Origin of the sequence: Aestuariimicrobium ganziense, from assembly GCF_015352975.1 — a bacterium.
In the GTDB taxonomy this organism is placed as follows: domain Bacteria; phylum Actinomycetota; class Actinomycetes; order Propionibacteriales; family Propionibacteriaceae; genus Aestuariimicrobium; species Aestuariimicrobium ganziense.
This window is the reverse complement of the sequence record NZ_JACYIZ010000003.1, coordinates 224,503-247,650: the sequence shown is the minus strand read 5'-3', so window position 1 is coordinate 247,650 and position 23,148 is coordinate 224,503. Positions and strand designations below refer to the sequence as shown.

The window sequence follows — 23,148 nt, the reverse complement described above, 5'->3', positions numbered from 1 at the left end:
CATGGAGGGGATCGTGCTGCTCGGCGGTGGCGGCGATGCTGCAGCCGAGCAAGAGGCGTGGACGAGGTTCCTCGCTTGTCAGGGAAAGATCCTGTACTGGCCCTTCGCCCTGGGTGAGCCCCCGCTGAGCGGGGCACCGTCGTGGTTCGCGTCGCAACTGCGGGCCCTCGGCGGCGCGGATCGGGAGTTCGACACCTGGATGAGCCTTGACGCTCACGACCCCGGCGAACTCGTCGACTACGCGGTGCTGTGCGTCGGTGGCGGCAACACCTTCAGCCTGTTGGACCACGTGCGACGCCATGGCTTCCTGCCCGCGGTGCGGGACTGGGTCGAGCGTGGCGGCGCCTACTACGGAGGTAGCGCAGGAGCGATCTTGGCAACCTCATCGATCGCCATCGCCGAGGTGGCGGACCCCAACGACGTGGGCCTGGTCGATCTCGCCGGGCTCGGCCTGCTGCCCACCCGTGGACTCCTGCCCCACTTCGACACCAGCCAGATTGGTCGCGCGCGGCTGCTGAGCGCGCGGTTGGCGACCCCGATCCTGGGGCTGCCCGAGAACAGTGGCCTGCTGCTGGACAGTTCCGAGATACGGGTGCTGGGTCCCGCCTCGGCCACTCTGGTGTCGGGCGAAGCAATCACCGAGTACCCGGCAGGGTCGCCGATCCCCGTGGCCGATCTTTCCTGAGCCCTCCTGCCACTCCCGCCGCCCGATCCGTGTCCGGAACCCGGCAGAGGTTTGGCGTTGCCTGCCGCCAAGCGCCTCGGCGCCGAACTTGCGCCGGTTTCCGGACATCATGGTCTGGTGCCCCCTGACCTGCCCGACGGATCCGCGTCCGCCTTGGTGGTGGTCACCGGTGCTTCGCGGGGCATCGGCGCCGCGGTGGCCGAACGGTTCGCACAGACCGGATCGAGGCTGGTGCTGATCGCCCGCACCACCACCGCCCTGGACGAGGTGGCCGCCCGCTGTCGACAGCTGGGGGCCAGTCAGGTCGAGGTGGTCGTCCTCGACCTGCGTGACCTTGACGCGGTCGAGGCCGCCTCACAAGACCTGCTCACCCGACTGGGAGCACCCGACGTCGTGGTCTGCAACGCCGGGCACTCCATCCACCGTGAGGTGCTCGACCAGCACGACCGACTGCACGACCACGTGCGCACGATGCAGGCCAACCACCTGGGCCACGTGGCGCTGCTGTTGCCCTGGCTGCCGGCGATGGCTGCCCGAGGGTCCGGGCGCATCGTCGCCAGTTCTTCGACGGTGGCGCGGGTGCCGACCCCCGGCTGGGGCAGCTACATCGCCTCGAAGGGTGCCCTCGACCTGTGGCTGCGCACGATCGGGCCCGAACTCGCCCGCCGAGGTGTCACCACCTGCCCGGTCGAACTCGGGCTGGTCGAGACCGCGATGAGCACACCCGGCGGGCGGCAGGTTCCGCGCTGGGCGATGACGGCGGACGAGGCCGCTGCCCGGGTCCACCGGGCTGCCATCGGCCGCGGCGGACTCCAATCCCCCTGGTGGGCGCGACTCGCCGGCGTGCTCAGCGCCCTCTCCCCCGCCGGGTCGGCCAGGGTGGTGGGCTGGGTGACGCTGCGGCCGCGCCGACGCCGGCCGCGAGCACGCCGATGAGCGGCACGGCACGGCTGCCCCGACGTCAGGCGATCCGCGAAGTGTGGGCGGGTCTGGCAACCGTCGGACTGCCGATGGCCCACCCCAGCCTTCCGGGCCGTCTCGCCCACCACGCCCGCAGACGTCCGGACGACCCTGCATTCACCGATGCCCAGGGCACCCTCACCTTCGCCGACCTGCACGAGCAGGTCACTGCCGCGGCGGCACGCATCACGGCCCGCACGATCACCGTCAGTGCCGACGACTCCAGGACGACCCTGCTGCTCGCGCTGGCGGGCCTTCGCGCCGGCGCCGCGGTGCGCCTGCGGAATCGCCGTCTGGGCGGGGACGACGCCGCCGCGTTGCGGAGCGTCGACGACCTGCCGGAAGCCAAGGAATCGTCCCGGCGGGCCGCCACGTGGGGGCTCGGCCGGCTGGTCGTCCACACCTCGGGCAGCACCGGCGGAGCGGTGCCGGTGGCGACCCGCTGGCACCCCGGAGTGGCGTGGCAGCAACTCGGCCTGCTCGGACGACTGCCACTGCGTGAGGTCGCCTCGGTCGGGGTGATGGTGCCGCTCGATCGTGGTCACGGTTTCGGCACCGCGGCATTCTGCCTCGTGGCGGGTCGCCACCTGGTCGACCTCAGTGCTTCCGGGGTGCCGCTGGGTGGCACCCGAGTCCCTGTGGTCACCTGCCTGCCACGCCACCTCGAGCGCCTCGTCGAGCATCGGGTCGCGGGCCTGCAGCACGTGGTGTGCGGATCCGAGCCCTTACCCGCCGATCTCGCCGGGCGCACTGAGCAGGCATTGGGCGTCCAGGTCTGGAACTGCTACGGCATGACCGAGACCGGCACAGTCTGCGTTGCCACCCCCGACGACCGTGCGCTCGACCCGCACGGCGTCGGACGCCCGCTGGCCGGTGTCACCATCCGTGAGGTCGACGGGCTGCTGCACGTGTCGAGTCCCCAAGCCGGACGAACCGTCGCCGGCGACCTGGGCAAGGACACCGGCGACGGACGTGTGGTCGTCGAGGGTCGGGTCAGGCCTTCGGCCCACGCACCAGCTTGAGGCCAACCACCAGCGGCACGACGATGAACAGGATCACGCCGATCAGCCAGCCGACCCACTCTGCGCCACCGCCGGGGCCGCGGCCCTGGGTCAGCGTGGTGAGCTGGCCCAGAATCGCCAAGCCGGCCCAGACCAACAGGATGATGCCGAAGATCTTTCGTCCCTTGCCGGGGGCCTGCTGCTGCACGGGCATGCCGGGCGTCGGACCGGGCTGCCTCTGGCCGTAGCCGGGCTGCTGGCCGTACTGGCCGGGCTGGCCAGGAGGCGCCTGCTGGTACTGCCCCGGCTGGTCGTGGTGCTGCCCCTGAGCCTACGTCAGCGCTCGATCGTGACCTCGCGACCGGCCTCGGCCGATTCGTAGATCGCCCGCAGAATTCGGATCATCTCGACCCCGTCCTCGACCGGGACGAACGGCTCCGCCTCACCCTTGACCAGGTCGACGAAGTGGCCGATCTCCTTGTGGAACGACTGGAAGTCGAAGCTCGGGTTGGCGATCTGCGGCTCGATGTTGAGGATCGTGTCGTACTTCTCACTCACCAACTGCAGCGAGGGCTCGAGCTCGGCGCCGCCCTTGTCACCGTAGACCGCGACCAGCATCGTCTCCTTGGGGATGTGCAGCGAGTACGACACGTCGGCCATGATCGAGGCGCCGTTGTCGAAGCGGATCACCGCGTTCACCAGGTCTTCGACCCCGTTGACGGCCGGGTCGTAGTCCGAGGCCAGCCAGCGGTCGAGGGTGGTGATGTTGGCGCGGTTGCCGATGGTGGAGTAGCTGTTCGCGCTGACCGAGGTGACCTTGGGCTTGCCCATCAGCCACCAGGCCAGGTCGATGCAGTGAACGCCGATGTCGATCAGCGGGCCACCGCCCGAGCGCTCGGGATCGGCGAACCAACCGCCGGGGTTGCCGGCGCGGCGCAGCATCGAGGCCTTGGCGTAGTGGATGTCGCCGAGGTCGCCGGCGTCGATGAAGCTCTTGAGCACCGTGGCGTTCTGGCCGTAGCGGCGCACCTGGCCCAGTTCGAAGTGCTTGCCGGTCTCGTGGACGACCTTCTGCAGCTCGAGGGCCTCGTCCACGCTCATGCACAGCGGCTTCTCGCCGAGCACGTGCCTGCCGGCGCGCAGGGCGCGGATGGCGAGTTCGGCATGGGAGTTGTTCCAGGTGCAGATGCTGACAGCCTGAATGTCGTCACGGGCGAGCAGTTCGTCCACGTCGCCGGTGTGGTGGGCGAAGCCGTGCTTGGCAGCCTTCTCGGAGGCCCGCTCGGGAACCATGTCGGCGATCATCACCAGGTCGACGTCGTCGCGCTGCTTGTAGCCGTCGACGTGCATCTCGGAGATGTTGCCGGCGCCGATGACGCCAATGCCTACCTTGCTCATGAAGTCAGTGTCCTTCGCTGTGTGTGAGTGAGACGGTGGGGATGGCTCAGGCCTGGCCGAGCAGGCGACGGGTGTTCTCCAGGCCCCAGGTGCAGCCGGTGAGTGCGGGCTCGGAGCCCTCGAACTCGATGGTGACGAAGCCGTCGTAGCCGGAGGTCTTGACGACCTCGGCCACCGACACCATGTCGATGTCGCCCTGGCCGACGACTGCGCCGCGCAGGTACTTGCCGCCGCGCGAGCGGAAGAAGCCCGATCCGGGGTCCTGCTTGCGGATGTAGAAGTCCTTGAAGTGGACGATCGTGGCGTAGGCGATGTTGTTGCCCACCGCCACCACGGGGTCTTCGTCGACGCACAGGAAGTTGCCGACGTCGAGGGTGGTGCCGAAGTTCTGCTCGTCCACCGCGTGGATGACGCGGCGCACCCGCTCGGAGGCCTGCACGAAGAAGCCGTGGTTCTCGATCGAGGTGCGCACGCCCTTGCCGGCGGCGTACTGGGCGATGGTCTTGGACTGCTCGGCGATCACCGGCAGCGCCTGCTCGAACAGGATGGAGTCGTCGCCGGGGTGGTTGCCGTGGCTGACGTCGTGGCGCAGCAGGGTGATACCGAGTTCCTCACACAGGTCGAGGTGGGCCTTGACCCGGGCGACCTCGGCCTCGAGGGCCTCGGCGGTGCCGGTCTGCTCACCCTGGCCGGGTGCCGAGACGGCGGACGCGCCCTCGGGGGTCCAGAAGCTGGCGGGCATCGCCATCTGCGACAGGGTGATGCCGGTGGCGGCGACCCGTGCCTTGATGGCGTCGACGAGCCGACGATTGTTGGGCAGGTCCGACAGGTCAGACATCGGGTCGTCGTTGGCGAAACCGACGGCGAGTTCAAGGTGCTCGGCGTCCGAGTCGGCGACCCAGTCGATCACCTCCGGAATGGTCATCTGGCCCGAGCTGGTCAGGCTGTGGAAGGAGTAGGACGAGAAGCCGACGCGCATGGTTTGGAGACTACCGGTGGCCCTCGCGAACCCGCAGCGGTTGCGCAGTGGCCTTGCACGAAGCCGGGCCCACCCTCGAGAACTGCCACCCCACCCGAAAGGGGTACAAAACAATCTGCTCCGCCCTTTCCAACAAACGATTCGCGACGGGGGCGAGGCGCTCGTCCGCCGTCCCATGAAGCTGACGACGAGGGGGAAATGTGTCAAGGAAGAACAAGCAGGCCGCCAAGGGATTGGCCCTGACGGTGGCCGCCGGCATGGTGGGTCTAGGAGGTCTGGCCTACACCCAGATCTCGGCCGGGGCCGACGAGATGCAGAACGGCGACAAGGTCTGGGTGTGCAAGTACGTCCAGAAGCCCAACGCCACCGAGTTGATCAAGTCGGGCAAGAACCCGATCGAGGTGGGCTGGCCTTCAGCCGTCGACGGTGATGGCATCGTCAACGTTGGCGACGAGTTCAGCGATGGTCAGGAGCTCTCGGTCGTCATCCAGATCAATGGCGACGATCCCGCATCGAGATGTGCCCCCAACCTGGAGCCGACGCCGACCCCGACGCCCACTCCGACGCCTGACCCGTCGGACGACGTGTCGGTGCCGCCGACCAGCGACAAGCCGAGCACCCCGGCTCCTGGCGACGACACCACCACCAAGACCACGACGCAGCCTCCGGCCCAGCCGGACCCCGGTGATGACACCGACCTGCCCAGCACCGGTGCCGATGGCATGGGTCTGGCCGGTGGCGGCATCCTGGTCACCCTCGTGGCTGCCGGTGTCGCAGCTGCGATCCACCGCCGCCAGTGATCACTCGCTGACGGTGTCTGACACCTGAACAAGCGAAGCGGCCCCCGACGTTGGTCGGGGGCCGCTTCGTCTTGTGTGGAGTGGCGGCTCAGGCGATCAACTGGACACCGAGCCAGCCGTGCCCGATCTGCCTGGCCGGAGCAAACGAGCCCCTGCCGTTGTGGTGGTAGAAGTACAGCTTGCCGTCGCTGCGAACGGCCACCATGTCGTGGCGCCCGTCACCGTCGAGGTCGCCAGGCCCCGCGATCTGCAGCGTTGAGCCCCACCCATGGCCGATGGCCGTGGTCGAGCTGATGGTGCCCTGCGCAGTCATCGTGTACCGGAAGAGCCTTCCGTCCTTGTGCACGGCCAACAGGTCGGGGATGCCGTCGCCGTTGGCGTCACCAACGGTGAACAGCTTGGTCACCTTCTGCCAGTTGTGGCCGATCCGGGTGGTCTGGCGCAGCCAGGTGGGGGTCACCGTGTAGCGGTACAGGTGTCCGTCAGCGCCACGACCGATCAGCCATGAGCCGGACTCGCGAGGGATCACGGTCATCAGGTCGACTCCCTGGAAGCCGGTTCCCACCTGGGTGCTGAAGCCGGCCCGGTTCTTGCCCTGCATGCGCTGGAGCCACATCTTCCCGGAGCCGTCACGAACCAGCAGGTCGGTGGCGGCGTTCTGGTCGACGTCACCCGCCTTGCCGATCCAACTGATCGATCCGTACCCGGTGGCGCCGGTGTTGCCGTGAGTCACCAACACCGGACCCGTGCTGCGGTAGGTCATGATGTTGCCGCCCACCACACCGTTGACGTCGGCCAGCTTGTCGCCGGTGAAGTCACCGTGGACGCCCGACGCACCGGGGGCGCGGGCGTAGTCGACATTGAAGATGCCCTCCCACTCCGTGGCGGGCAGGATGTCGATGCGCGTGTTCGTCCGCAGGTCGTAGAACGCCATCTGCTCGATCTGCGCTCCCGAGGCGACCAGAGAACCCTCGGCGCACTCACCCGAGGCGAGGAAGGTGTTCGTCAACCCGTCCCTGATCAGACCGTCATGGGGCAGGAACAGCCAGGTGGAGTAGTTGCGGTAGGTCCAGCTGAAGGTGTCGGGTCCGACGGGCAGCGCCCGGGTCGCGGTGTTGCACACCTTGACGTACACCTCGTGGATGTCGGCGTCGCCGACCTGCTGGGGGTTGCCGACCGACAGCCTGACCTGGCCGACGGCCCGGTTCTGGTCGCCGAAGTTGATGTGGGGCACCTGCCCGGGCTGGGGCGGCAGCGCGTCCGAGGACGGTGCCGACATGACAGCGCCGGCGAGGGCGAGTCCGGCGGCGACGGCCAGTCCGGCCACCCGCCTTCCGGTGCGGGAGAACAGTTCGAGTGACATGTCCAGCCTTTCGAGTGCGGTGTCGGAGTGTTGCGTCCTAACCCCTATACGCCGGGTCGGACGAACCGGTTGCCTGCCTCCCCCGTTCGGCCTAGGCGGAGCTCGTCCGTACCCCGGGTCAACGGCCCTCGAGACGGGTGGTTGAATCAGCGGTGAGCACACCACTGAGCGAAGGAGCCATCGTGCCCAAGGTTCTTGCCTACGCCACCAACTCCGCCACCGGCCCGTTCGAGAAGACGGTCATCGAGCGGCGCGAACCCGGACCGACCGAGGTCTTCTTCGAGGTCAAGTACGCCGGCATCTGCCACTCCGACATCCATACCGCGCGCGGTGAGTGGGGCCCGGTGAGCTACCCGCTGGTGCCCGGTCACGAGTTGGCCGGCATCGTCACCCAGGTCGGGTCGGAGGTCACCAAGTGGAAGGTCGGCGACAAGGTCGGCGTCGGCTGCTTCGTCGACTCCTGCGGTGAGTGCGAGTTCTGCAAGGGCGGCCAGGAGCAGTTCTGCACCTCGTCCGAGAAGCCGACCGTGTGGACCTATGGCTCCCAGGGTCGAGACGGCAAGGTCACCGACGGCGGTTACTCCCAGGGCATCACCGTCGAGGAGAACTACTGCTGCCGCATTCCCGACGAGATCCCGTTCGAGGCCGCTGCCCCGCTGATGTGCGCCGGCATCACCCTCTACTCGCCGCTGACCCGCTGGGGTGCAGGCCCGGGCAAGAAGGTCGCCATCGTCGGCATGGGAGGCCTGGGCCACATGGGCGTGCAGATCGCTGCCGCCCTCGGGGCTGACACCAGCGTCATCTCGCAGACCATGAGCAAGAAGGACGACGGGCTCAAGTTCGGCGCCAAGCACTACTACGCCCTGTCAGAGCTGGACGAGTTGAAGAAGCAGCGCGGCACGTTCGACCTGATCGTCACCACGGTCTCGGCCGAGATGGACATCGACCTGCTGATCAGCCTGCTCAAGACCGGTGGAGCCCTGGTCGACGTCGGCCTGCCCGAGCACCCCAGCACCATCCGTCTGGGTGCGCTGTGTGGCGGCAACAAAATCCTCGCCGGATCGAACATCGGTGGCATCGCCGAGACCCAGGAGATGCTCGACTTCTGTGCCGAGCACGGCTTGGCGCCCCAGATCGAGATGATCACCGGCGAGGAGATCACCGAGGCCTACGACAAGGTCGTTGCCTCGAAGGTGCGCTACCGCTACGTGATCGACACCTCGAGCTTCGGCTCGGTCGACGAGGCCTGAGTTCCGGGTCTCGCCCCACCGCCCGACCCCTGGGCCCTGTCCCGAATCGATTGGTGGCGGGAAATGTGCTGGTGACAGCGCATTGCCCGCCACTGATCACTTGCCGGACGACGCTGGTTGAGCAAGCGCATCACTCCAGTAGCGCAGCGATCGCCTTGGCGGTGTTGAGGTTCCGTGCGGTGCCGGGGTCGTCCTTACCGACCAGCTTGGGCAGCTTGGTGAAGGCGACCGACTTCGAGAACCCATTCGGCGTGTGCAGGTAGAGCCAGCGCCCGTCCACGGTGGCCTCGGTGCCGTCGCCGGCCTCGTCCACCATCTCGTCGATCGCGGCGCGCACCTTCTCCGGCACCGGACGACGATGCACCTGCAGGTGGACGAGCTTGTCGTCGCTGGGCTGGTAGGGACACCCGGCCACCGCGGCCAGCCATTCGTCCGCACCGACGACCAGCAGTTCGATCGGCTTGCCCATCCGCTCGGCCACCGCCGCCGCCAGGTCACGCTCGATCGCCGACCCCGACTGCGTCGCGCTGAACACCAGGTTCCCGCTGGCGAGGTGGGTGGCCACCTCGTCCAACCCGAGCCCAGTGGCCATGCCGCGCAGGTCGGCCATCGGCAGCTTGTTGGCACCGCCGACGTTGATGCCGCGCAACAGGGCCACGTGGGTGCGGGTCATCGTCGTCCCCCTCGTCCGGTCAGGCTCAGTCGGTGAGCTTGAAGGCCTCACGGTACGACAGGCGTCCCGAGGTCTGCAGCAGCGAGCGGCGGAAGATCTTCTCCCCGAACAGCACCGTCACGAACGCGAAGGCGATGTTCAGCACCAGGGCGAGCACCGGCTCCCACCAGGCCACGTCACCGGCGACGATCCGGGTCGGCATCAGCACCGACGAGATCACCGGGACGAATGACAGCACGGTCTGCAGCGCACCGGTGGCGGTGAAGCCCAGGAAGTAGACCAAGCCCAGACCCATGGTGAGCGGGGTGGTGGTGGCGCTCAGGTCTTCGGTGCGCCCGGCCATCGAACCAGCGGCCGCCCAGACGCAGGCCAGGGCGAGGAAGCCGGCCAGGAAGAACACCAGGAACCACGCCATCGGGGCCTGCACCGCGGGAAGGAACTTCTTCCACGGGGTGAGCATCAGCCCGACGATGCTGACCAGCGCGTAGAGCGCCATCTGGCCCAGCGCCAGGCCGGTGTTGCCGATCACCTTGCCGGCAAGCAGGTGGCGCACCGGGATCGCCGAGGCGAGGATCTCGACCACGCGGGACGACTTCTCCTCGGCCACGCTCTGGGCGATCTGCAGCCCGAAGGTCAGCGCCGACATGAAGAACAGGATCGCGAAGGCGAAGCTGGTCACCCGGGCCAGGTCGGCGCGTGAGGAATCACCCTCGAGCAGTTCGACCTTGACGGCTGTGCGCTGCGCCAGCTCGTCCGGCGACACCCCGGCCTGGCTGGCCAGGTCGCCGATCAGCACGGTCTGCACGGCCTGGTTGACCGCCATCCGCACCGAGTCCGAGGCGCTCTTGTGGAACACCAACTGCCAGCCGGCGTCGGTGTGCAGCAGTGCCGCGTCGGCGTCGCCAGCCCTCACCTTGGCCTTCGCCTCGTCCGGCGAGGCGACGGTGATCGGGGTGGCCGAGCTCTTGTCGTTGCTGGCCTTGAGGCTGGCATCGACCACCACCACCACCCGGCCGGCCTGGGCGTCGGTCACGGCGATGTCGGTGGTGGTGGCTCGTCCGCCCAACCAGGCACCGACGCCGACACCAGCGGCGATCAGCACCAGGGTGATCACGGTCGAGATGATGAACGACTTGTCGGCGAGCTTGACCACCATTTCGCGGCCGGCGACGATCTGCCAGGCGTTGCGGGGCAGGTGGTAGGGACGAGTCATGGCGGTCTCCTGATGACGTGTCGAGCGAGAACGGGTCGAGGGGCTGGTCGGGCTGCTCATGCCGCCACCTCGCGGTAGATCTCCGACAGGGTGGGACGGACCTCGGCGAGTTCGCGGACGCTGCCGCGGGCCATCGCCTCGGCCAGCACCCGGTCGACCAGACCGGGCTTGGCGAGTTCGAGCAGGGCGCGGTTGCCGTCGACGTCGACCACGGTCACTCCGGCGAGGTCACGCACCCAGCCGGCGTCGGAGTCGGTGACCAGCCGGTGCAGCAGCCGTCCGCGCGACTCGAGTTCGGTGCGGGTGCCTTGGGCCACGACTCGTCCGCCGGCCAGGATCACCAGGCCGTCGCAGAGCCGGTCGACCAGGTCGAGCTGGTGCGAGCTGAACAGCACGGGCACACCGGACGCGGCGCGGGCCCGCAGTTGGTCGGCCATCTCGTCGACCGCCATCGGGTCCAGACCCGAGAACGGCTCGTCGAGGATCAGCGCCATCGGGCTGGCCATCAGCGCAGCGGTCACCTGAACGCGCTGCTGGTTGCCCAGCGAGAGCTTCTCGAGCTTGTCCTTGGTGCGCTCACCGAGGCCGAAGGCGCCGAGCAGTTCGGTGGCCTCGGCTCGGGCGGCGCCGGCGGGCATGCCGCGCAGTCGGGCCATGTGCACCAGCTGGTCGAGCACCTGCTGCTTGGGATAGAGGCCGCGCTCCTCGGGCATGTAGCCGATGCCGCGGCGCACCTCGTCGACGATCGGGGCACCCTGCCAGGTGACCGATCCCGAGGTGGGGGCGAGCAGCCCCATCACCATGCGCATTGTGGTGGTCTTGCCGGCACCGTTGGCGCCGACGAAGCCGGTCAGCTGTCCGGGGGGCACCTGGAACGAGACGTGGTCGACGGCGAGCCGGTCGCCGAAGCTGCGGGTGAGTTCGTGGATCTCGAGCATGGTTCCAGCCAACCCTGTGCTGGGTTCGCCGGGCATCCGCCGTGAGGGCGAAACTCGTCGTCCACCCTGAGGGGGAGTACTTTCGGCTACTCGCCGGGGTGCACCAGTCCGGCCTCGTAGGCGAACACCACGGCCTGCACCCGGTCACGAAGGCCGAGCTTCGCCAGGGTGTTCGAGACGTGGGTCTTGACCGTGGCCTCGCCGACCCACAGGTCCTGGGCGATCTCGGCGTTCGACAGCCCGCGGGCGACCAGCGACAGCACTTCGCGTTCGCGTTCGGTGAGCCGGTCGAGGTCGGCTGCCCGGGGACGATGCCCGCCTTGTGCCCCGCCGTGGCCGGAGCGGGCCATCTCGGCGATCACCTTGAGGGTGACCTCGGGCGAGAGCAGCGCGTGTCCGCCCGCGACCTGACGTACCGCCTCGACCAACACGTCGGGATCGGAGTTCTTCAACAGGAACCCGGACGCCCCGGCGCGCAGCGAGTCGAACAGGTAGTCGTCGCGATCGAAGGTGGTCAGGATGATCACCTTGGCCAGTCCCTCGGCGACGATCTCGGAGGTGGCGGCGATGCCGTCCATCACGGGCATCTGCACGTCCATCAGCACCACGTCGAGGCTGAGATCACGGCAGCGCTCGAGGGCCTCTTGGCCGTTGGACGCCTGACCGACGACCTCGATGTCGGGTTCGACCGACAGGATCATCTGGAAGCCGGTGCGCAGCATGGCTGCGTCGTCGACCAGCAACACCCTGATCGGGCTCATGACTCGTCCATGATCGGGAAGCGCACCCGCACACGGTAACCGCCGGTGACCCTCGGGCCAATCTCGGCTGTGCCCTTGAGCGAGGCGATCCGTTCGCGCATGCCGAGTTGGCCCATGCCGGTGCCCGAGGTGCCGCTGCGGGGACGTCCCTCATCCAGCACCTCGATCTCGGCGTGCCCGCCCGGGCTGCCCACCTGCTGCAACCGCAGGGTGACGGTGGCCGAGGTGGCGCTGGAGTGGCGGCGCACGTTGGTGAGTGCCTCCTGCGCGATCCGGTAGAGCGACAGTTGCACCGGCGGGGGGACGGACGCGCTGCTGTCGGGTCGGTCGTCGACGACGGTCAGGGTGGTGGTGAAGCCGGGGACGTTCGACTCCTCGATCAGCCGGGGCAGCTCGGCCAGCGTCGGGTCGGGTCCGCGGTGGCCGGTGGGGGTCTCGTCCCGGCTGGAACGCAGCGCGCCCAGCAGTCCGCGCATCTGGCTGACCGCCTCGCGCGACGACGACTCGACCTGGGTGAGGGCGTCCTTGGCCTGCTCAGGGCGCAGGTCGAGCACCCGGCGGGCGGCTGCGGCCTGCACGCCCATCGCCGAGACGTGGTGGGCGACGACGTCGTGCAGTTCGCGGGCCAGGCGCAGGCGCTCGTCGAGCACGGCCTGTTCGGTGAGTTGGTCGGCCTGTTCGGCCAGGCGTTGGGCCTGGTCGGCGATCTGGGCCCTGTCGCGGGCCTGGCGCCAGGCAACCTGACCGGTCAAGGCGGCTGCGGCGAACAGGATCAGGTTGGCCAGGAAGGTCATCGTGACCATGGCGAACACGGCACCGAACAGCCCGCCCTGGCCGGCCGGGCGCTGGTGCACCATGTCGACGCCCTGCCCCATCGCCGACATCCAGGCCAGCCAGACCAGCAACCCGAGCAGCAGCGCCGACACCACGATCAGCATCAGCCGGCGGTCGCGCGCCCACGCCAACATGCAGTAGAGCGCGTAGAAGACCACCAGTTGGTAGACGAACTGGTAGCCCACCTCGCCGACCCAGGTGCAGCTGGCCCAGAAGTGCAGTCCCATCCACAACCCGACAGCGATCGGGTAGCGGCGGCGCAGCAGCATCGGCAGGGTGCCCGTGGCGATGGTGAGCAGTTCGATGCCGAACGGACGGGCGCCGGTGAAGTCGAGGTAGGAGCGCATCAGCTCCAGGCTGAGCAGGGTGAGCGCGAAGCTGGCCAGCGCGACGATGATGTCGGTGCGGTTGATGGGCGGACGAGGCCGCTCCCAGTCCTCGTCCACGCCGAACCACGCCAGTAGGCGTTCACGGGTGGTCAAGGTGCTCACCCGCCCAGCCTAGGGAGTCGGGAGCGCTGGGCACCTCCCCCAGGGGACGGAGACCGGCATCCGCCGTGAGGACGAGGGCGCCGCGGGCCAGGGGCCGGGGGCGGGTGGTGGTGCCGCGGCGGGGGCCGCCGGGTTTGTGGCGTGAAGTGCGCGGTCAACCCGTCATTTCACGCCACGAACCGGTGAGGCCGACCCCAGAACCTCACCCCAGGTGCATCCAGGTGCCCTCGGAGATGACCTCGACCTGACCATCGACCACCGTGATCGCGGTCTGGTCGTCCATCGCGTAGGCCGGGTTGCCGAGATCGGACGCCCACTGCTCGGCCGCCTCGAGGGTGTTCGTGGCGAACACGCCCAGGTGGGGGAAGATCGAGAAGTCGACCAGACCCAGACCACGGTCATCAGCGGCCCCGGGCCACTCGACGAAGAAGTCACCGACCCGTGGGGTCATCACCATGCTGCCGGCACTGACTCCGACCCAGACCGCGTCCAGGTCGGGCAGCAGGTCGGCCAGACCACTCGCCCGCATCCAGTGGGCGAGGTAGCTGGCGTCGCCACCGTCGACCAGCACCACGTCGGCGTCGCGGACCCAGGGTTCCCAGCGCTCTCGTCCGATGCTGGGGTTGGTGACGCCACCCGAGGTGAGCAGCAGCTTCATCGCCATGGCGGCACGCTACTGCCGACCAGCTGGTTCACCGGCCCAAGCGCACCATCGTCCACGACACCTTGGGCAGGGTCACCGTCAGCACACCGTCGTCCAGCTTCGCCGACTCGTTGGCCTCGGGTGCCACCGACTGGTCGTCCGCGCTGGCCTGCCAGTACGGGTCGTCATGGCTGTAGGTGACGGCCTCGACCAGCGTCCCGGCGCCCTCGCGCACGGCGACCTCGACCTCCAGCTCGTCAGCGGTCGAGCGGTTCACCACGAACACCACGGTCTCGCCCGACTCGTCGTCGTGGGTGGCCACGGCATCCAGCGCCGGCACCTCGCCGAACTTCGCGGTCGAGACCATCGGCGAGTCCAGTGCCACCCTCAGCACCTCACCCTTGGCGTGCGCAGCAGTCAGCGCGAACGGGTGGAAGGTGGTCTGCTTCCACGCGGCACCACCCGGGGCGGTCATGATCGGGGCGATCACGTTCACCAACTGGGCCAGGTTCGCCGAGAACACGCGATCGCTGTGCCGCAGCAGCGAGATCAGCAGGTTGCCGACGACCACCGCGTCGGCGACGTTGTAGGTGTCCTCGAGCAGCACCGGGGCGACCGGCCAGTCGTCCCCGCTCGGCGGACGGGACTCCGCACGCTGCTGGTACCAGACGTTCCACTCGTCGAAGCTGATGCCGATCACCTTGTCGGACTTGCGCGCCGCCCCGACCGCGTCGGCGGTGGCGGCGACCGAGTCGATGAAGCGGTCCATGTCCTCGGCGCTGGCCAGGAAGCTGGCCAGGTCACCCGACTCGTCCTCGTAGTAGTAGGCGTGGGCCGAGATCATGTCGACCTGGTCCCACGACTCCTCGAGCACGATCCGCTCCCACTCACCGAAGGTGGGCATCGCGCGTGAGGACGATCCGCACGCCACCAGTTCGAGGTCGGGGTCGATCATGCGCATGGCACGGCCGGCCTCGGCGGCGATCCGGCCGTACTCCTCGGCGGTCTTGTGCCCGATCTGCCACGGTCCGTCCATCTCGTTGCCCAGGCACCACAGCTTGATCCGGTAGGGGTCGTCGGCGCCGTTGGTCCGGCGCAGTTCGGCGAAGTGCGAGCCGGAGGGCACGTTGGTGTATTCGAGGATGTCGAGCGCCTCCTGCACCCCGCGGGTGCCCAGGTTGATCGCCATCTCGGGTTCGACGTCGGCGAGCCGGCACCAGGCGACGAACTCGTCGACGCCCACGGTGTTGGGCTCCATCGAGTGCCAGGCCAGGTCGAGTCGGCTGGGGCGCTCGTCGACCTGACCGATGCCGTCCTCCCACCGGTAGCCGGAGACGAAGTTGCCACCCGGGTACCGGATCACGGTCACACCCAGTTCGCGGACGAGTTCGAGCACGTCACCTCGCCAGCCGCCCTCGAGGGCGGTGTCGTGGTCGGGCTCGTGGATGCCGGTGTAGACGCATCGTCCCAGGTGTTCGACGAAGCACCCGAAGGTGCGGCGGCGCACCGGCGCGACGCGGAAGGCGGGATCAATGACAAGGCGTGCAGCGCACATGAGGGGGCCCTTCAGCTGGGACGAGCATCCAGGTGGGGACACTCTTTTCGGCATCCGATCACCTCGACCTTCACCCACGCTTCGTCGAGTGTCAAGGCTTGTGAAACAACCCTGTGAAGGCTCCGCCCGGCAGGGTGGTCGGTCTGGACCAGATCGCCGCAACTCCTTGACTTGACCCCCGTCGCCGTGTTCGGGTGGAACGCATCCGCGCCACACCGACCAATGGAGGTCAGTGCCCATGGACGTCCCTCACCCCACGTTCGCGGCGGGGAGGCACTCGCCGCGACTGAGCCGCCGAACACTCCTGCAGGCCGCTGGCGGTCTGGGTCTGGCGGGTGGACTGGCTGGCTGCAGCACCCTCAGCGCCGGTATCGCCGGCACCGAGGTGGCACCCGGCACCGTGCAGTTCTGGAACCTGTTCTCCGGCGGTGACGGTGCCCGCCTGCAGACCATGCTCGACGACTACACCAAGAAGCACGGCACCGCCGCCCTCGAGGCAGCCACCTTCGCCTGGGGCAACCCGTACTACACCAAGGTCTCGCTGGCCACCCTCGGTGGGCACCCACCCGATGTCGCCGTCTCGCACCTGACCCGGGCGCAGAACCTGGCCCGCGGCGGGCTGCTCTCCGAGATCACCGACGACATGCTCGCCATGGTCGGGCTGAGTGCCGACGACTTCACCGAGTCGGTCTGGGAGCAGGGCAAGGTCGACGGCAAGGTCTACGCGCTGCCGCTCGACATCCACCCCTTCGTCCTCTACTACAACATCGACGTCTGCCAGGCCGCCGGGGTGATGGACGGCGACAACATGAAGCCGATCCAGGGCCTCGAACAGTGGGAGTCGACCCTGACCGCGATCAAGGAGGAGACCGGCGAGTTCGCGCTGGCCGTGCCGACCATCGCCGACAACGCCACCTGCTGGCGCTGGTTCTACACCCTGTACAGCCAGCACGAGGGGGCGACGCCGTTCCTGTCCGACGGGGGCAAGGAGCTGACCTGGAACGAGGACATCGCTCTCAAGGTGCTGGAGCACATGCAGAAGTGGACGACCTCGGGCCTGATGCCCAAGAACGCCGACTACGCCGGTGCCCAGACCATGATGTTCACCGGGCGCTCGGGCCTGTACATGATGGGCGGCTGGGAGATCACCACCGCCCAGTCGGTCAAGGACCTCAAATTCGGCATGACCGCGATCCCGCAGATCTTCGACAAGAAGGCCGCACAGTGCGACTCGCACGTGTTCATCCTGCCGACGATGGATCGTTCAGCGGAGCGCACCCAGCGGGCCATGGAGTTCGTCAAGGAGATGCTGGACCAGTCGCTGGCCTGGGCAGCCGGCGGGCACATCCCGACCTTCACCCGGGCCCTGGACTCCCAGGAGTTCCGTGACCTGAAGCCGCAGAACAACTACGCCGAGGTCATCGACTACGTGGTGTTCACTCCCCCGGCCTGGTACTCCGGGTCGGGCTCGACCTTCGAGAACATCATCGGTGCCCAGATCGGACTGGTCGCCCAGGACCTGGCCACCCCCAAGGAGGGCCTCGACCAGGCACGCAGCCAGTTGGAGGTCTACGCGCGCACCGCCGATCCCCTGGCGACAGGAGAGCAGTCATGAGCACCGCGCCCACCAACGCCACCGGACCCTCGGTCGACTCCCGGGTCGAGGGCCGCGCCGACGCCACCGACCTCGACCGCCGTCGGGCAAGCCGTGACGTCGCCATCCGCCCCGGCACCAAGCACGAGGCACGCGCCGGCTGGATGTTCCTCCTGCCGTTCGCGATCGTCTACGTGCTGTTCCTGATCTGGCCGGTGATCTACATGTTCATCTCGAGCATGTTCAACACCTCGCTGGTCGAGACCGGGCTGGGCTCGTTCGCCGGGTTCGACAACTACCGCGAGATGCTCACCAAGGAGGAGTTCTGGAAGTCGCTGTGGAACACCTTGGTCTTCACCGCCTTCACGGTGCCACCGCTGGTGATCCTGGCGTTCGTCCTCGCCGTGCTGGCCAACCGGGTACGCCGCGGGCAGTGGTTCTTCCGGCTGGCGTTCTTCGTGCCGTTCATCCTTCCCTCGGCCGCGATCGCCTTGATCTGGAACTTCATCTTCACCCCCGGCACCGGCCTGTGGAACTCGTTGCAGAGCGCTCTGGGCAACGAGTCGCCCTCGCCGGTGCTCGGCACGCCGAGCCTGGCCATGCTGGGTGTGGCTGTCACCACGGTCTGGTGGACGATCGGCTTCAACTTCGTCCTCTACCTCGCCGGCCTGCAGGACATCCCGCGCGAGTTGTACGAGGCGGCTGCGGTCGACGGTGCCTCACAGTGGCAGCAGATCAAGTCGATCACCATTCCGCTGCTGGGCCCGACGACCAGCCTGGTGATCCTGCTGCAGATCATCGCCAGCCTGAAGATCTTCGACCAGGTGTACCTGATGACCGGCGGCGGACCGGGTCTGTCGACCCAGGTGGTGCTGGGGCTGGTCACCAACACCGCGTTCACCGACTACCGCGTCGGCGCCGCCTCGGCGGCCTCGGTGCTGCTGTTCATCGTCATCGTCGTGGTCGCCCTGCTGCGCCAGGCGATGGAGTGGTTCTCGGCCAGGAGGGCTGACTGATGTCGACGTCCAACGGAATCTCCGCCGCCGCACCGGCCGCCCGCATCCCCGGCGAGAAGGGCTCGGGACGAGGCTTCACGGTCACCGCCTGGGTGATCCTGATCACGCTGTCGATCCTGTGGTTGATCCCCAGCCTGTGGGCGATGAAGACCTCGTTCACCGACAACGGCGTCTCGGCACTCGGCGCACCCGCGATCCTCGAGGGCTGGAACCTGACCACCGACTCCTACGAGACGCTGCTGCGCGGTGGTGACATCTGGAACTGGTACTTGGCCAGCTTCGTCACCGGCGTGCTGACGGTGTTCCTGTCGATGCTGGTCTGCACGATGGCTGCCTACGCCCTGTCGCGCCTGGAGTTCAAGGGACGACGCTGGGCGATGCTGCTGATCGTCATGGGCGTGATGATCCCCGGCAACGTGCTGATCGTGCCGCTGTTCGCCCTGCTCAACCAGTTGTCGCTGCTGGGCACCTACTGGGCGGTCATCCTGCCACAGGTGCCCCAGGTGATCGCGGTGTTCGTGTTCAAGCGCTTCTTCGACGGCCTTCCCAAGGAGTTCGAGGAGGCGGCCCGCATCGACGGTGCCTCGTACTGGCGGATCTTCCGCTCGGTGGTGCTGCCGCTGTCGCGTCCGGTGATCGCGGCGATGTCGATCGTCACCTTCGTCGGCGTCTGGAACAACCTGATGCTGCCGCTGTTCGTGCTCACCAACCCGCGGCTGATGACCATCCCGGTCGGCCTGGCCACGGTGCAGGGCTCGTTCGGCCAGCGGGTGAGCGACATCCAGGCCTCGTCGATCCTCGGCGCACTGCCGCTGGTGATCCTGTTCCTGATCTTCCAGCGACAGGTGGTCGAGGGCGTGGCAGGCTCGGGACTGAAGGGGTGATGGTTCGGCTGTCGACCCCTCGTCCCTGCTGGGTCGAAGGGTCGACAGCCACCATCCTCATCGGAAATGTGAGCGCTAACATTGGGCTCAGGATCGGCTCCCACGGCCAGGGAGACCACCACTGCTAGGAGGCGCTGGGCATGGACCACTCCCCTGACGACCGGTTCGTCATCGGCATCGACTACGGCACCCTGTCAGGACGTGCGCTGGTGGTGCGAGTCAGTGACGGTGCCGAGTTCGGCACCGCGGTCACCGAGTACCCGCACGCAGTCATGGATCGCACCCTGACCGCTGCGAACGACCAGCAGTTGCCGCCCGACTGGGCGCTGCAGGCTCCGGCCGACTACGTGGCCGTGCTCAAGGACGCGGTGCCCCGCGCGGTGGCCGAGGCCGGCATCGACCCCAGCCAGGTGATCGGCATCGGCACCGACTTCACCGCCTGCACGATGGTGCCGGTGCTCGACGACGGCACCCCGCTGAGCGAGTTGGACGAGTTCCGCAACCGCCCGCACGCCTGGGTGAAGCTGTGGAAGCACCACGCCGCCCAACCCCAGGCCGACCGGATCAACGAACTCGCCCACCAGCGCCAGGAGCCCTGGATCCGTCGCTATGGCGGCCTGATCAGCTCGGAGTGGCAGTTCGCCAAGGCACTGCAGTTGTTCGAGGAGGACCGCGAGCTCTACGACCGGATGGACCGCTGGGTCGAGGCCGCCGACTGGATCATCTGGCAGCTGACCGGCACCTACACCAAGAACGCCTGCAGCGCCGGCTACAAGGGCATCCTGCAGGACGGCGAGCACCCCACCCGCGACTTCCTCGAGGCGCTGAACCCCGAGTTCGGCGATTTCGTGGACGACAAGCTCGCCCACCCGACGACTCCGTTGGGGGCCCTGGCCGGGCGGCTCAGCGCTGAGGCTGCCGGCTGGACCGGCCTGCCCGAGGGGATCGCGGTCGCGTCCGGCAACGTCGACGCCCACGTCACCGCACCCGCTGCCGACGCCTGCGAACCGGGCAAGTTGGTGCTGATCATGGGCACCAGCACCTGCCACGTGGTCAACGACGCCGCACTGCACGAGGTGCCCGGCATGTGCGGAGCGGTCGACGGCGGCATCACCGAAGGGCTGTGGGGCTACGAGGCCGGCCAGAGCGGTGTCGGCGACATCTTCGCCTGGTTCGTCAACCACGCGGTGCCCGCCGAGTACCACGAGCAGGCCCGCGAGCGTGGCATCTCGACCCACGAGCTGCTCACCGAACTGTGCCGCGACCAGGCCGTCGGCGAGCACGGGCTGATCGCACTGGACTGGTGGTCGGGCAACCGCTCGGTGCTGGTCGACCACGAACTGTCCGGGTTGCTGCTGGGCATGACGCTGACCACCCGCGCCGAGGACATCTACCGTGCCCTGCTCGAGAGCACCGCCTTCGGCACCCGGACGATCATCGAGGCATTCACCTCGTCCGGTGTGGCGATCGACGAACTGGTGGTCGCGGGCGGGCTGCTGCGCAACGAGTTCCTGATGCAGGTCTACGCCGACGTCACCAACCTGCCGCTGTCGACCATCGTCTCTGAGCAGGGACCCGCGCTCGGGTCGGCGATCCACGCCGCGGTGGCCGCCGGCGCCTACCCCGACGTTCCGACCGCCGCCCACACCATGGGTGGACGACGTGTCGCCCAGTACACCCCTGACACCGAGCGGGCAGCTGCCTACGACGGGTTGTTCGCCGAGTACACCACCCTGCACGACTACTTCGGACGCGGCACCAACGAGGTGATGAGCCGGCTCAAGCAGCGTCGGCGTGAGGCCATCGCCGCTCGTCGGGAGGCCTGATGATCCAGCTCGATGCCCTGTCGGACGACCTGCAGCGCCGGATCGACGACACCCGGGAGCGAGTCGCCCAACTGCACGGCGAGTTGATCAAGTGGGGGCTGGTGGTCTGGACCGCCGGCAACGTCAGCGAGCGGGTGCGCTGCGCCGATGAGGTCGGCACCGACCTGTTCGTGATCAAGCCGTCAGGGGTCTCCTACGACGAACTCGCCGCCGACGTCATGGTGGTCTGCGACCTCGACGGCAACAAGGTCGGCGACGGCACCCCGATCGGGCTCAAGCCGTCGTCCGACACCGCCGCCCACGCCTACGTCTACGCCCACATGGACAACGTCGGCGGGGTCGTCCACACCCACTCGACCTACGCGACGGCCTGGGCCGCGCGTGGTGAGTCGATCCCGTGCGTGCTGACGATGATGGCCGACGAGTTCGGCGGATCGATCCCGGTCGGCCCGTTCGCCCTGATCGGCGACGACTCGATCGGACGAGGCATCGTCAAGACCCTGCGCGACTCGCGCTCGCCGGCGGTGCTGATGATGAACCACGGCCCGTTCACCATCGGCAAGGACGCCCGCGCCGCGGTGAAGGCCGCCGCCATGTGCGAGGAGGTCGCCCGCACGGTGCACATCTCTCGCCAGCTCGGCGAGCCGCTGCCGATCGACCCCGACCTGATCAGGTCGCTGTACGACCGCTACCAGAACGTCTACGGGCAGTGATCAGCCCACGCCACCCTTCCAGCCAGGAGAACTGACATGCACAACCCCTTCGACGGACGCGAGATCTGGTTCCTCACCGGCTCGCAGGACCTCTACGGCCCCGAGACCCTCGAGCAGGTCGCGGCCCAGTCTGAGGAGGTGGCGCGGCTGCTCGACCAGGCCGACGAGGTCGGCGTTCCGGTGGTCTGGAAGCCGGTGCTCAAGGACCGCGAGGCGATCAAGCGGGCCGCCCTCGACGCCAACGCCGATGACTCCTGCGTGGGCGTGATCGTCTGGATGCACACGTTCAGCCCCGCGAAGATGTGGATCCTCGGGCTCGAGGCGCTGGCCAAGCCGATGCTGCACCTGCACACCCAGGCCAATGTCGAACTGCCCTGGTCGACCATCGACATGGACTTCATGAACCTCAACCAGGCCGCCCACGGCGACCGCGAGTTCGGCTACATCGCCGCACGGCTGGGGGTCTCACGCAAGACCGTGGTGGGGCATGCGTCCAACCCGGTCGTGCAGCACCGGGTGGCGGTCTGGGCCCGGGCCGCGGTCGGGTGGGCCGAGTTGCAGCACCTCAAGCTGGCCCGCTTCGGCGACAACATGCGCAACGTCGCGGTCACCGAGGGTGACAAGACCGAGGCCGAGGCGATGCTCGGGGTCTCGGTGAACACCTGGGGTGTCAACGACCTGGTCGCGGTGGTCGACGCGGTGGACGATGCCGCCATCGATGCGCTGGTCGCCGAGTACGAAGACCTCTACGACGTCGGCCCCGACCTGCGCGCCGGCGGTGAGCGGCACGAGTCGCTGCGCTACGGCGCCCGCCAGGAGATCGGCATGCGCCGCTTCCTCGAGCAGGGCGGATTCGGGGCGTTCACCACCAACTTCGAAGACCTCGGTGGACTCAAGCAGCTGCCCGGCCTGGCGGTGCAGCGGCTGATGGCCGACGGGTACGGCTTCGGCGCCGAGGGCGACTGGAAGACCGCGATCCTGGTGAGGCTGGCCAAGGTGATGGGCCACGGCCTGCCCGGTGGCGCGTCGCTGATGGAGGACTACACCTACGAACTCACCCCCGGCAAGGAGAAGATCCTCGGCGCCCACATGCTCGAGATCTGCCCGACGCTGACCACCGGCAAGCCGAAGCTCGAGATCCATCCGCTCGGCATCGGCGACCGCGAGGATCCCGTGCGGCTGGTGTTCGACACCGACAACGGCCCGGCGCTGGTGGTGGCGATGAGTGACCTGCGCGACCGGCTGAGGTTCATCGCCAACGTCGTCGAGGTGGTCGGGTCGGACGCCGACCTGCCGAACCTTCCGGTGGCCCGGGCGGTCTGGGTGCCGCAACCCGACTTCGCCACCTCGGCCGAGTGCTGGCTGACAGCTGGCGCGGCCCACCACACCGTGATGACCACCGCGGTCGGCCTGGAGCACTTCGTCGACCTGGCCGAGATCGCCGGGCTCGAACTTGCGATCATCGATGACGAGACCACGGTGCGCCGCTTCAGCCAGGAGCTGCGCTGGAACGCGGTCGTCCACAAGTTCACCGACGGCCTGCGCTGACGGCCGGGAAGAAGAGGGACGAG

The 23,148-nt window shown here is 68.3% G+C and carries 22 protein-coding genes; 11 read left to right on the top strand and 11 right to left on the bottom strand.

Annotated features, from left to right (window positions below; translation table 11 throughout):
- Position 1: 1 nt before the first annotated feature.
- From IE660_RS07135 to IE660_RS07125, 3 genes are all read left to right on the top strand, one after another.
- Positions 2-685 (top strand): Type 1 glutamine amidotransferase-like domain-containing protein, encoded by a 684-nt coding sequence (locus IE660_RS07135; protein ID WP_203567641.1) that lies wholly within the window; start codon positions 2-4, stop codon positions 683-685.
- 117 nt (positions 686-802) lie between these two features.
- Positions 803-1,621, top strand: coding sequence for an SDR family NAD(P)-dependent oxidoreductase (locus IE660_RS07130; RefSeq protein WP_203567640.1), 819 nt, complete (start codon positions 803-805; stop codon positions 1,619-1,621).
- The gene (locus IE660_RS07125) at positions 1,618-2,667 is read left to right on the top strand and encodes an AMP-binding protein (protein ID WP_203567639.1); all 1,050 of its coding nucleotides are present in this window, start codon (positions 1,618-1,620) and stop codon (positions 2,665-2,667) included. The genes IE660_RS07130 and IE660_RS07125 overlap by 4 nt, the downstream gene beginning before the upstream one ends.
- Here IE660_RS07125 and IE660_RS07120 read toward each other — a convergent pair.
- The 3 genes from IE660_RS07120 to IE660_RS07110 form a co-directional block, all read right to left on the bottom strand.
- Complete coding sequence (locus IE660_RS07120; RefSeq protein ID WP_203567638.1) at positions 2,639-2,860, bottom strand: hypothetical protein; 222 nt, start codon at positions 2,858-2,860, stop codon at positions 2,639-2,641. The two genes, IE660_RS07125 and IE660_RS07120, sit on opposite strands and share 29 nt — an antisense overlap.
- A 122-nt stretch (positions 2,861-2,982) precedes the next feature.
- A complete protein-coding gene (locus IE660_RS07115) occupies positions 2,983-4,044 on the bottom strand; it encodes a Gfo/Idh/MocA family protein (RefSeq protein WP_203567637.1) in 1,062 nt (353 codons plus the stop codon).
- Positions 4,045-4,090: 46 nt separating this feature from the next.
- On the bottom strand, positions 4,091-5,023 hold the full coding sequence (locus IE660_RS07110; RefSeq protein ID WP_203567636.1) for a sugar phosphate isomerase/epimerase family protein: 933 nt from the start codon (positions 5,021-5,023) through the stop codon (positions 4,091-4,093).
- Positions 5,024-5,223: 200 nt separating this feature from the next.
- Between IE660_RS07110 and IE660_RS07105 the strand changes: the two genes are divergently transcribed.
- Entirely contained in the window at positions 5,224-5,823 is a 600-nt protein-coding gene (locus IE660_RS07105) for a hypothetical protein (RefSeq protein ID WP_203567635.1), read from the top strand.
- An 88-nt stretch (positions 5,824-5,911) separates the two neighbouring features.
- Here the strand turns inward: IE660_RS07105 and IE660_RS07100 are convergent, their stop codons facing one another.
- Positions 5,912-7,186, bottom strand: a complete 1,275-nt coding sequence (locus IE660_RS07100; RefSeq protein ID WP_203567634.1) for an FG-GAP repeat domain-containing protein — start codon at positions 7,184-7,186, stop codon at positions 5,912-5,914.
- A 179-nt stretch (positions 7,187-7,365) separates the two neighbouring features.
- Here IE660_RS07100 and IE660_RS07095 point away from each other — a divergent pair, with 179 nt between their 5' ends.
- Entirely contained in the window at positions 7,366-8,436 is a 1,071-nt protein-coding gene (locus tag IE660_RS07095) for an NAD(P)-dependent alcohol dehydrogenase (RefSeq protein ID WP_328701900.1), read from the top strand.
- Positions 8,437-8,566: 130 nt separating this feature from the next.
- Here IE660_RS07095 and IE660_RS07090 read toward each other — a convergent pair whose 3' ends face one another.
- From IE660_RS07090 to arfA, 7 genes are all read right to left on the bottom strand, one after another.
- A complete protein-coding gene (locus IE660_RS07090) occupies positions 8,567-9,109 on the bottom strand; it encodes a DUF1697 domain-containing protein (protein WP_203567633.1) in 543 nt (180 codons plus the stop codon).
- 25 nt (positions 9,110-9,134) lie between these two features.
- Positions 9,135-10,322 (bottom strand): ABC transporter permease, encoded by a 1,188-nt coding sequence (locus IE660_RS07085; RefSeq protein ID WP_203567632.1) that lies wholly within the window; start codon positions 10,320-10,322, stop codon positions 9,135-9,137.
- Positions 10,323-10,378: 56 nt separating this feature from the next.
- Positions 10,379-11,260, bottom strand: a complete 882-nt coding sequence (locus tag IE660_RS07080; RefSeq protein ID WP_203567631.1) for an ABC transporter ATP-binding protein — start codon at positions 11,258-11,260, stop codon at positions 10,379-10,381.
- A gap of 86 nt (positions 11,261-11,346) precedes the next feature.
- Positions 11,347-12,012 carry a response regulator gene (locus IE660_RS07075; protein WP_203567859.1) on the bottom strand — a complete coding sequence of 222 codons (666 nt, stop codon included), beginning with the start codon at positions 12,010-12,012 and terminating at the stop codon, positions 11,347-11,349.
- A 5-nt stretch (positions 12,013-12,017) separates the two neighbouring features.
- Positions 12,018-13,346: a sensor histidine kinase gene (locus IE660_RS07070; RefSeq protein WP_328701884.1), complete on the bottom strand. Its 1,329-nt coding sequence runs from the start codon at positions 13,344-13,346 to the stop codon at positions 12,018-12,020.
- A 202-nt stretch (positions 13,347-13,548) separates the two neighbouring features.
- Entirely contained in the window at positions 13,549-14,010 is a 462-nt protein-coding gene (locus tag IE660_RS07065; RefSeq protein ID WP_203567630.1) for a Type 1 glutamine amidotransferase-like domain-containing protein, read from the bottom strand.
- A gap of 28 nt (positions 14,011-14,038) precedes the next feature.
- Positions 14,039-15,544 carry an arabinosylfuranosidase ArfA gene (arfA, locus tag IE660_RS07060; RefSeq protein WP_203567629.1) on the bottom strand — a complete coding sequence of 502 codons (1,506 nt, stop codon included), beginning with the start codon at positions 15,542-15,544 and terminating at the stop codon, positions 14,039-14,041.
- Positions 15,545-15,782: 238 nt separating this feature from the next.
- Here arfA and IE660_RS07055 point away from each other — a divergent pair, with 238 nt between their 5' ends.
- From IE660_RS07055 to araA, 6 genes are all read left to right on the top strand, one after another.
- Complete coding sequence (locus tag IE660_RS07055; protein ID WP_203567628.1) at positions 15,783-17,159, top strand: extracellular solute-binding protein; 1,377 nt, start codon at positions 15,783-15,785, stop codon at positions 17,157-17,159.
- Positions 17,156-18,154, top strand: a complete 999-nt coding sequence (locus IE660_RS07050; protein ID WP_203567627.1) for a carbohydrate ABC transporter permease — start codon at positions 17,156-17,158, stop codon at positions 18,152-18,154. The genes IE660_RS07055 and IE660_RS07050 overlap by 4 nt, the downstream gene beginning before the upstream one ends.
- Positions 18,154-19,038 carry a carbohydrate ABC transporter permease gene (locus IE660_RS07045; RefSeq protein WP_203567626.1) on the top strand — a complete coding sequence of 295 codons (885 nt, stop codon included), beginning with the start codon at positions 18,154-18,156 and terminating at the stop codon, positions 19,036-19,038. The genes IE660_RS07050 and IE660_RS07045 overlap by 1 nt, the downstream gene beginning before the upstream one ends.
- A gap of 140 nt (positions 19,039-19,178) precedes the next feature.
- The gene (gene araB / locus IE660_RS07040) at positions 19,179-20,864 is read left to right on the top strand and encodes a ribulokinase (RefSeq protein WP_203567625.1); all 1,686 of its coding nucleotides are present in this window, start codon (positions 19,179-19,181) and stop codon (positions 20,862-20,864) included.
- Positions 20,864-21,577, top strand: a complete 714-nt coding sequence (locus IE660_RS07035; RefSeq protein WP_203567624.1) for an L-ribulose-5-phosphate 4-epimerase — start codon at positions 20,864-20,866, stop codon at positions 21,575-21,577. The genes araB and IE660_RS07035 overlap by 1 nt, the downstream gene beginning before the upstream one ends.
- A gap of 36 nt (positions 21,578-21,613) precedes the next feature.
- Positions 21,614-23,125, top strand: a complete 1,512-nt coding sequence (gene araA / locus IE660_RS07030; protein ID WP_203567623.1) for an L-arabinose isomerase — start codon at positions 21,614-21,616, stop codon at positions 23,123-23,125.
- Positions 23,126-23,148 lie beyond the last annotated feature (23 nt).

Coding starts and splice junctions, on each gene's coding strand:
- IE660_RS07135 (WP_203567641.1), top strand. CDS start 2: ATGGAGGGGATCGTGCTGCTCGGCGGTGGCGGCGATGCTGCAGCCGAG.
- IE660_RS07125 (WP_203567639.1), top strand. CDS start 1,618: ATGAGCGGCACGGCACGGCTGCCCCGACGTCAGGCGATCCGCGAAGTG.
- IE660_RS07120 (WP_203567638.1), bottom strand. CDS start 2,860: ATGCCCGTGCAGCAGCAGGCCCCCGGCAAGGGACGAAAGATCTTCGGC.
- IE660_RS07115 (WP_203567637.1), bottom strand. CDS start 4,044: ATGAGCAAGGTAGGCATTGGCGTCATCGGCGCCGGCAACATCTCCGAG.
- IE660_RS07110 (WP_203567636.1), bottom strand. CDS start 5,023: ATGCGCGTCGGCTTCTCGTCCTACTCCTTCCACAGCCTGACCAGCTCG.
- IE660_RS07100 (WP_203567634.1), bottom strand. CDS start 7,186: ATGTCACTCGAACTGTTCTCCCGCACCGGAAGGCGGGTGGCCGGACTG.
- IE660_RS07090 (WP_203567633.1), bottom strand. CDS start 9,109: ATGACCCGCACCCACGTGGCCCTGTTGCGCGGCATCAACGTCGGCGGT.
- IE660_RS07085 (WP_203567632.1), bottom strand. CDS start 10,322: ATGACTCGTCCCTACCACCTGCCCCGCAACGCCTGGCAGATCGTCGCC.
- IE660_RS07080 (WP_203567631.1), bottom strand. CDS start 11,260: ATGCTCGAGATCCACGAACTCACCCGCAGCTTCGGCGACCGGCTCGCC.
- IE660_RS07065 (WP_203567630.1), bottom strand. CDS start 14,010: ATGGCGATGAAGCTGCTGCTCACCTCGGGTGGCGTCACCAACCCCAGC.
- arfA (WP_203567629.1), bottom strand. CDS start 15,544: ATGTGCGCTGCACGCCTTGTCATTGATCCCGCCTTCCGCGTCGCGCCG.
- IE660_RS07055 (WP_203567628.1), top strand. CDS start 15,783: ATGGACGTCCCTCACCCCACGTTCGCGGCGGGGAGGCACTCGCCGCGA.
- IE660_RS07050 (WP_203567627.1), top strand. CDS start 17,156: ATGAGCACCGCGCCCACCAACGCCACCGGACCCTCGGTCGACTCCCGG.
- IE660_RS07045 (WP_203567626.1), top strand. CDS start 18,154: ATGTCGACGTCCAACGGAATCTCCGCCGCCGCACCGGCCGCCCGCATC.
- araB (WP_203567625.1), top strand. CDS start 19,179: ATGGACCACTCCCCTGACGACCGGTTCGTCATCGGCATCGACTACGGC.
- IE660_RS07035 (WP_203567624.1), top strand. CDS start 20,864: ATGATCCAGCTCGATGCCCTGTCGGACGACCTGCAGCGCCGGATCGAC.
- araA (WP_203567623.1), top strand. CDS start 21,614: ATGCACAACCCCTTCGACGGACGCGAGATCTGGTTCCTCACCGGCTCG.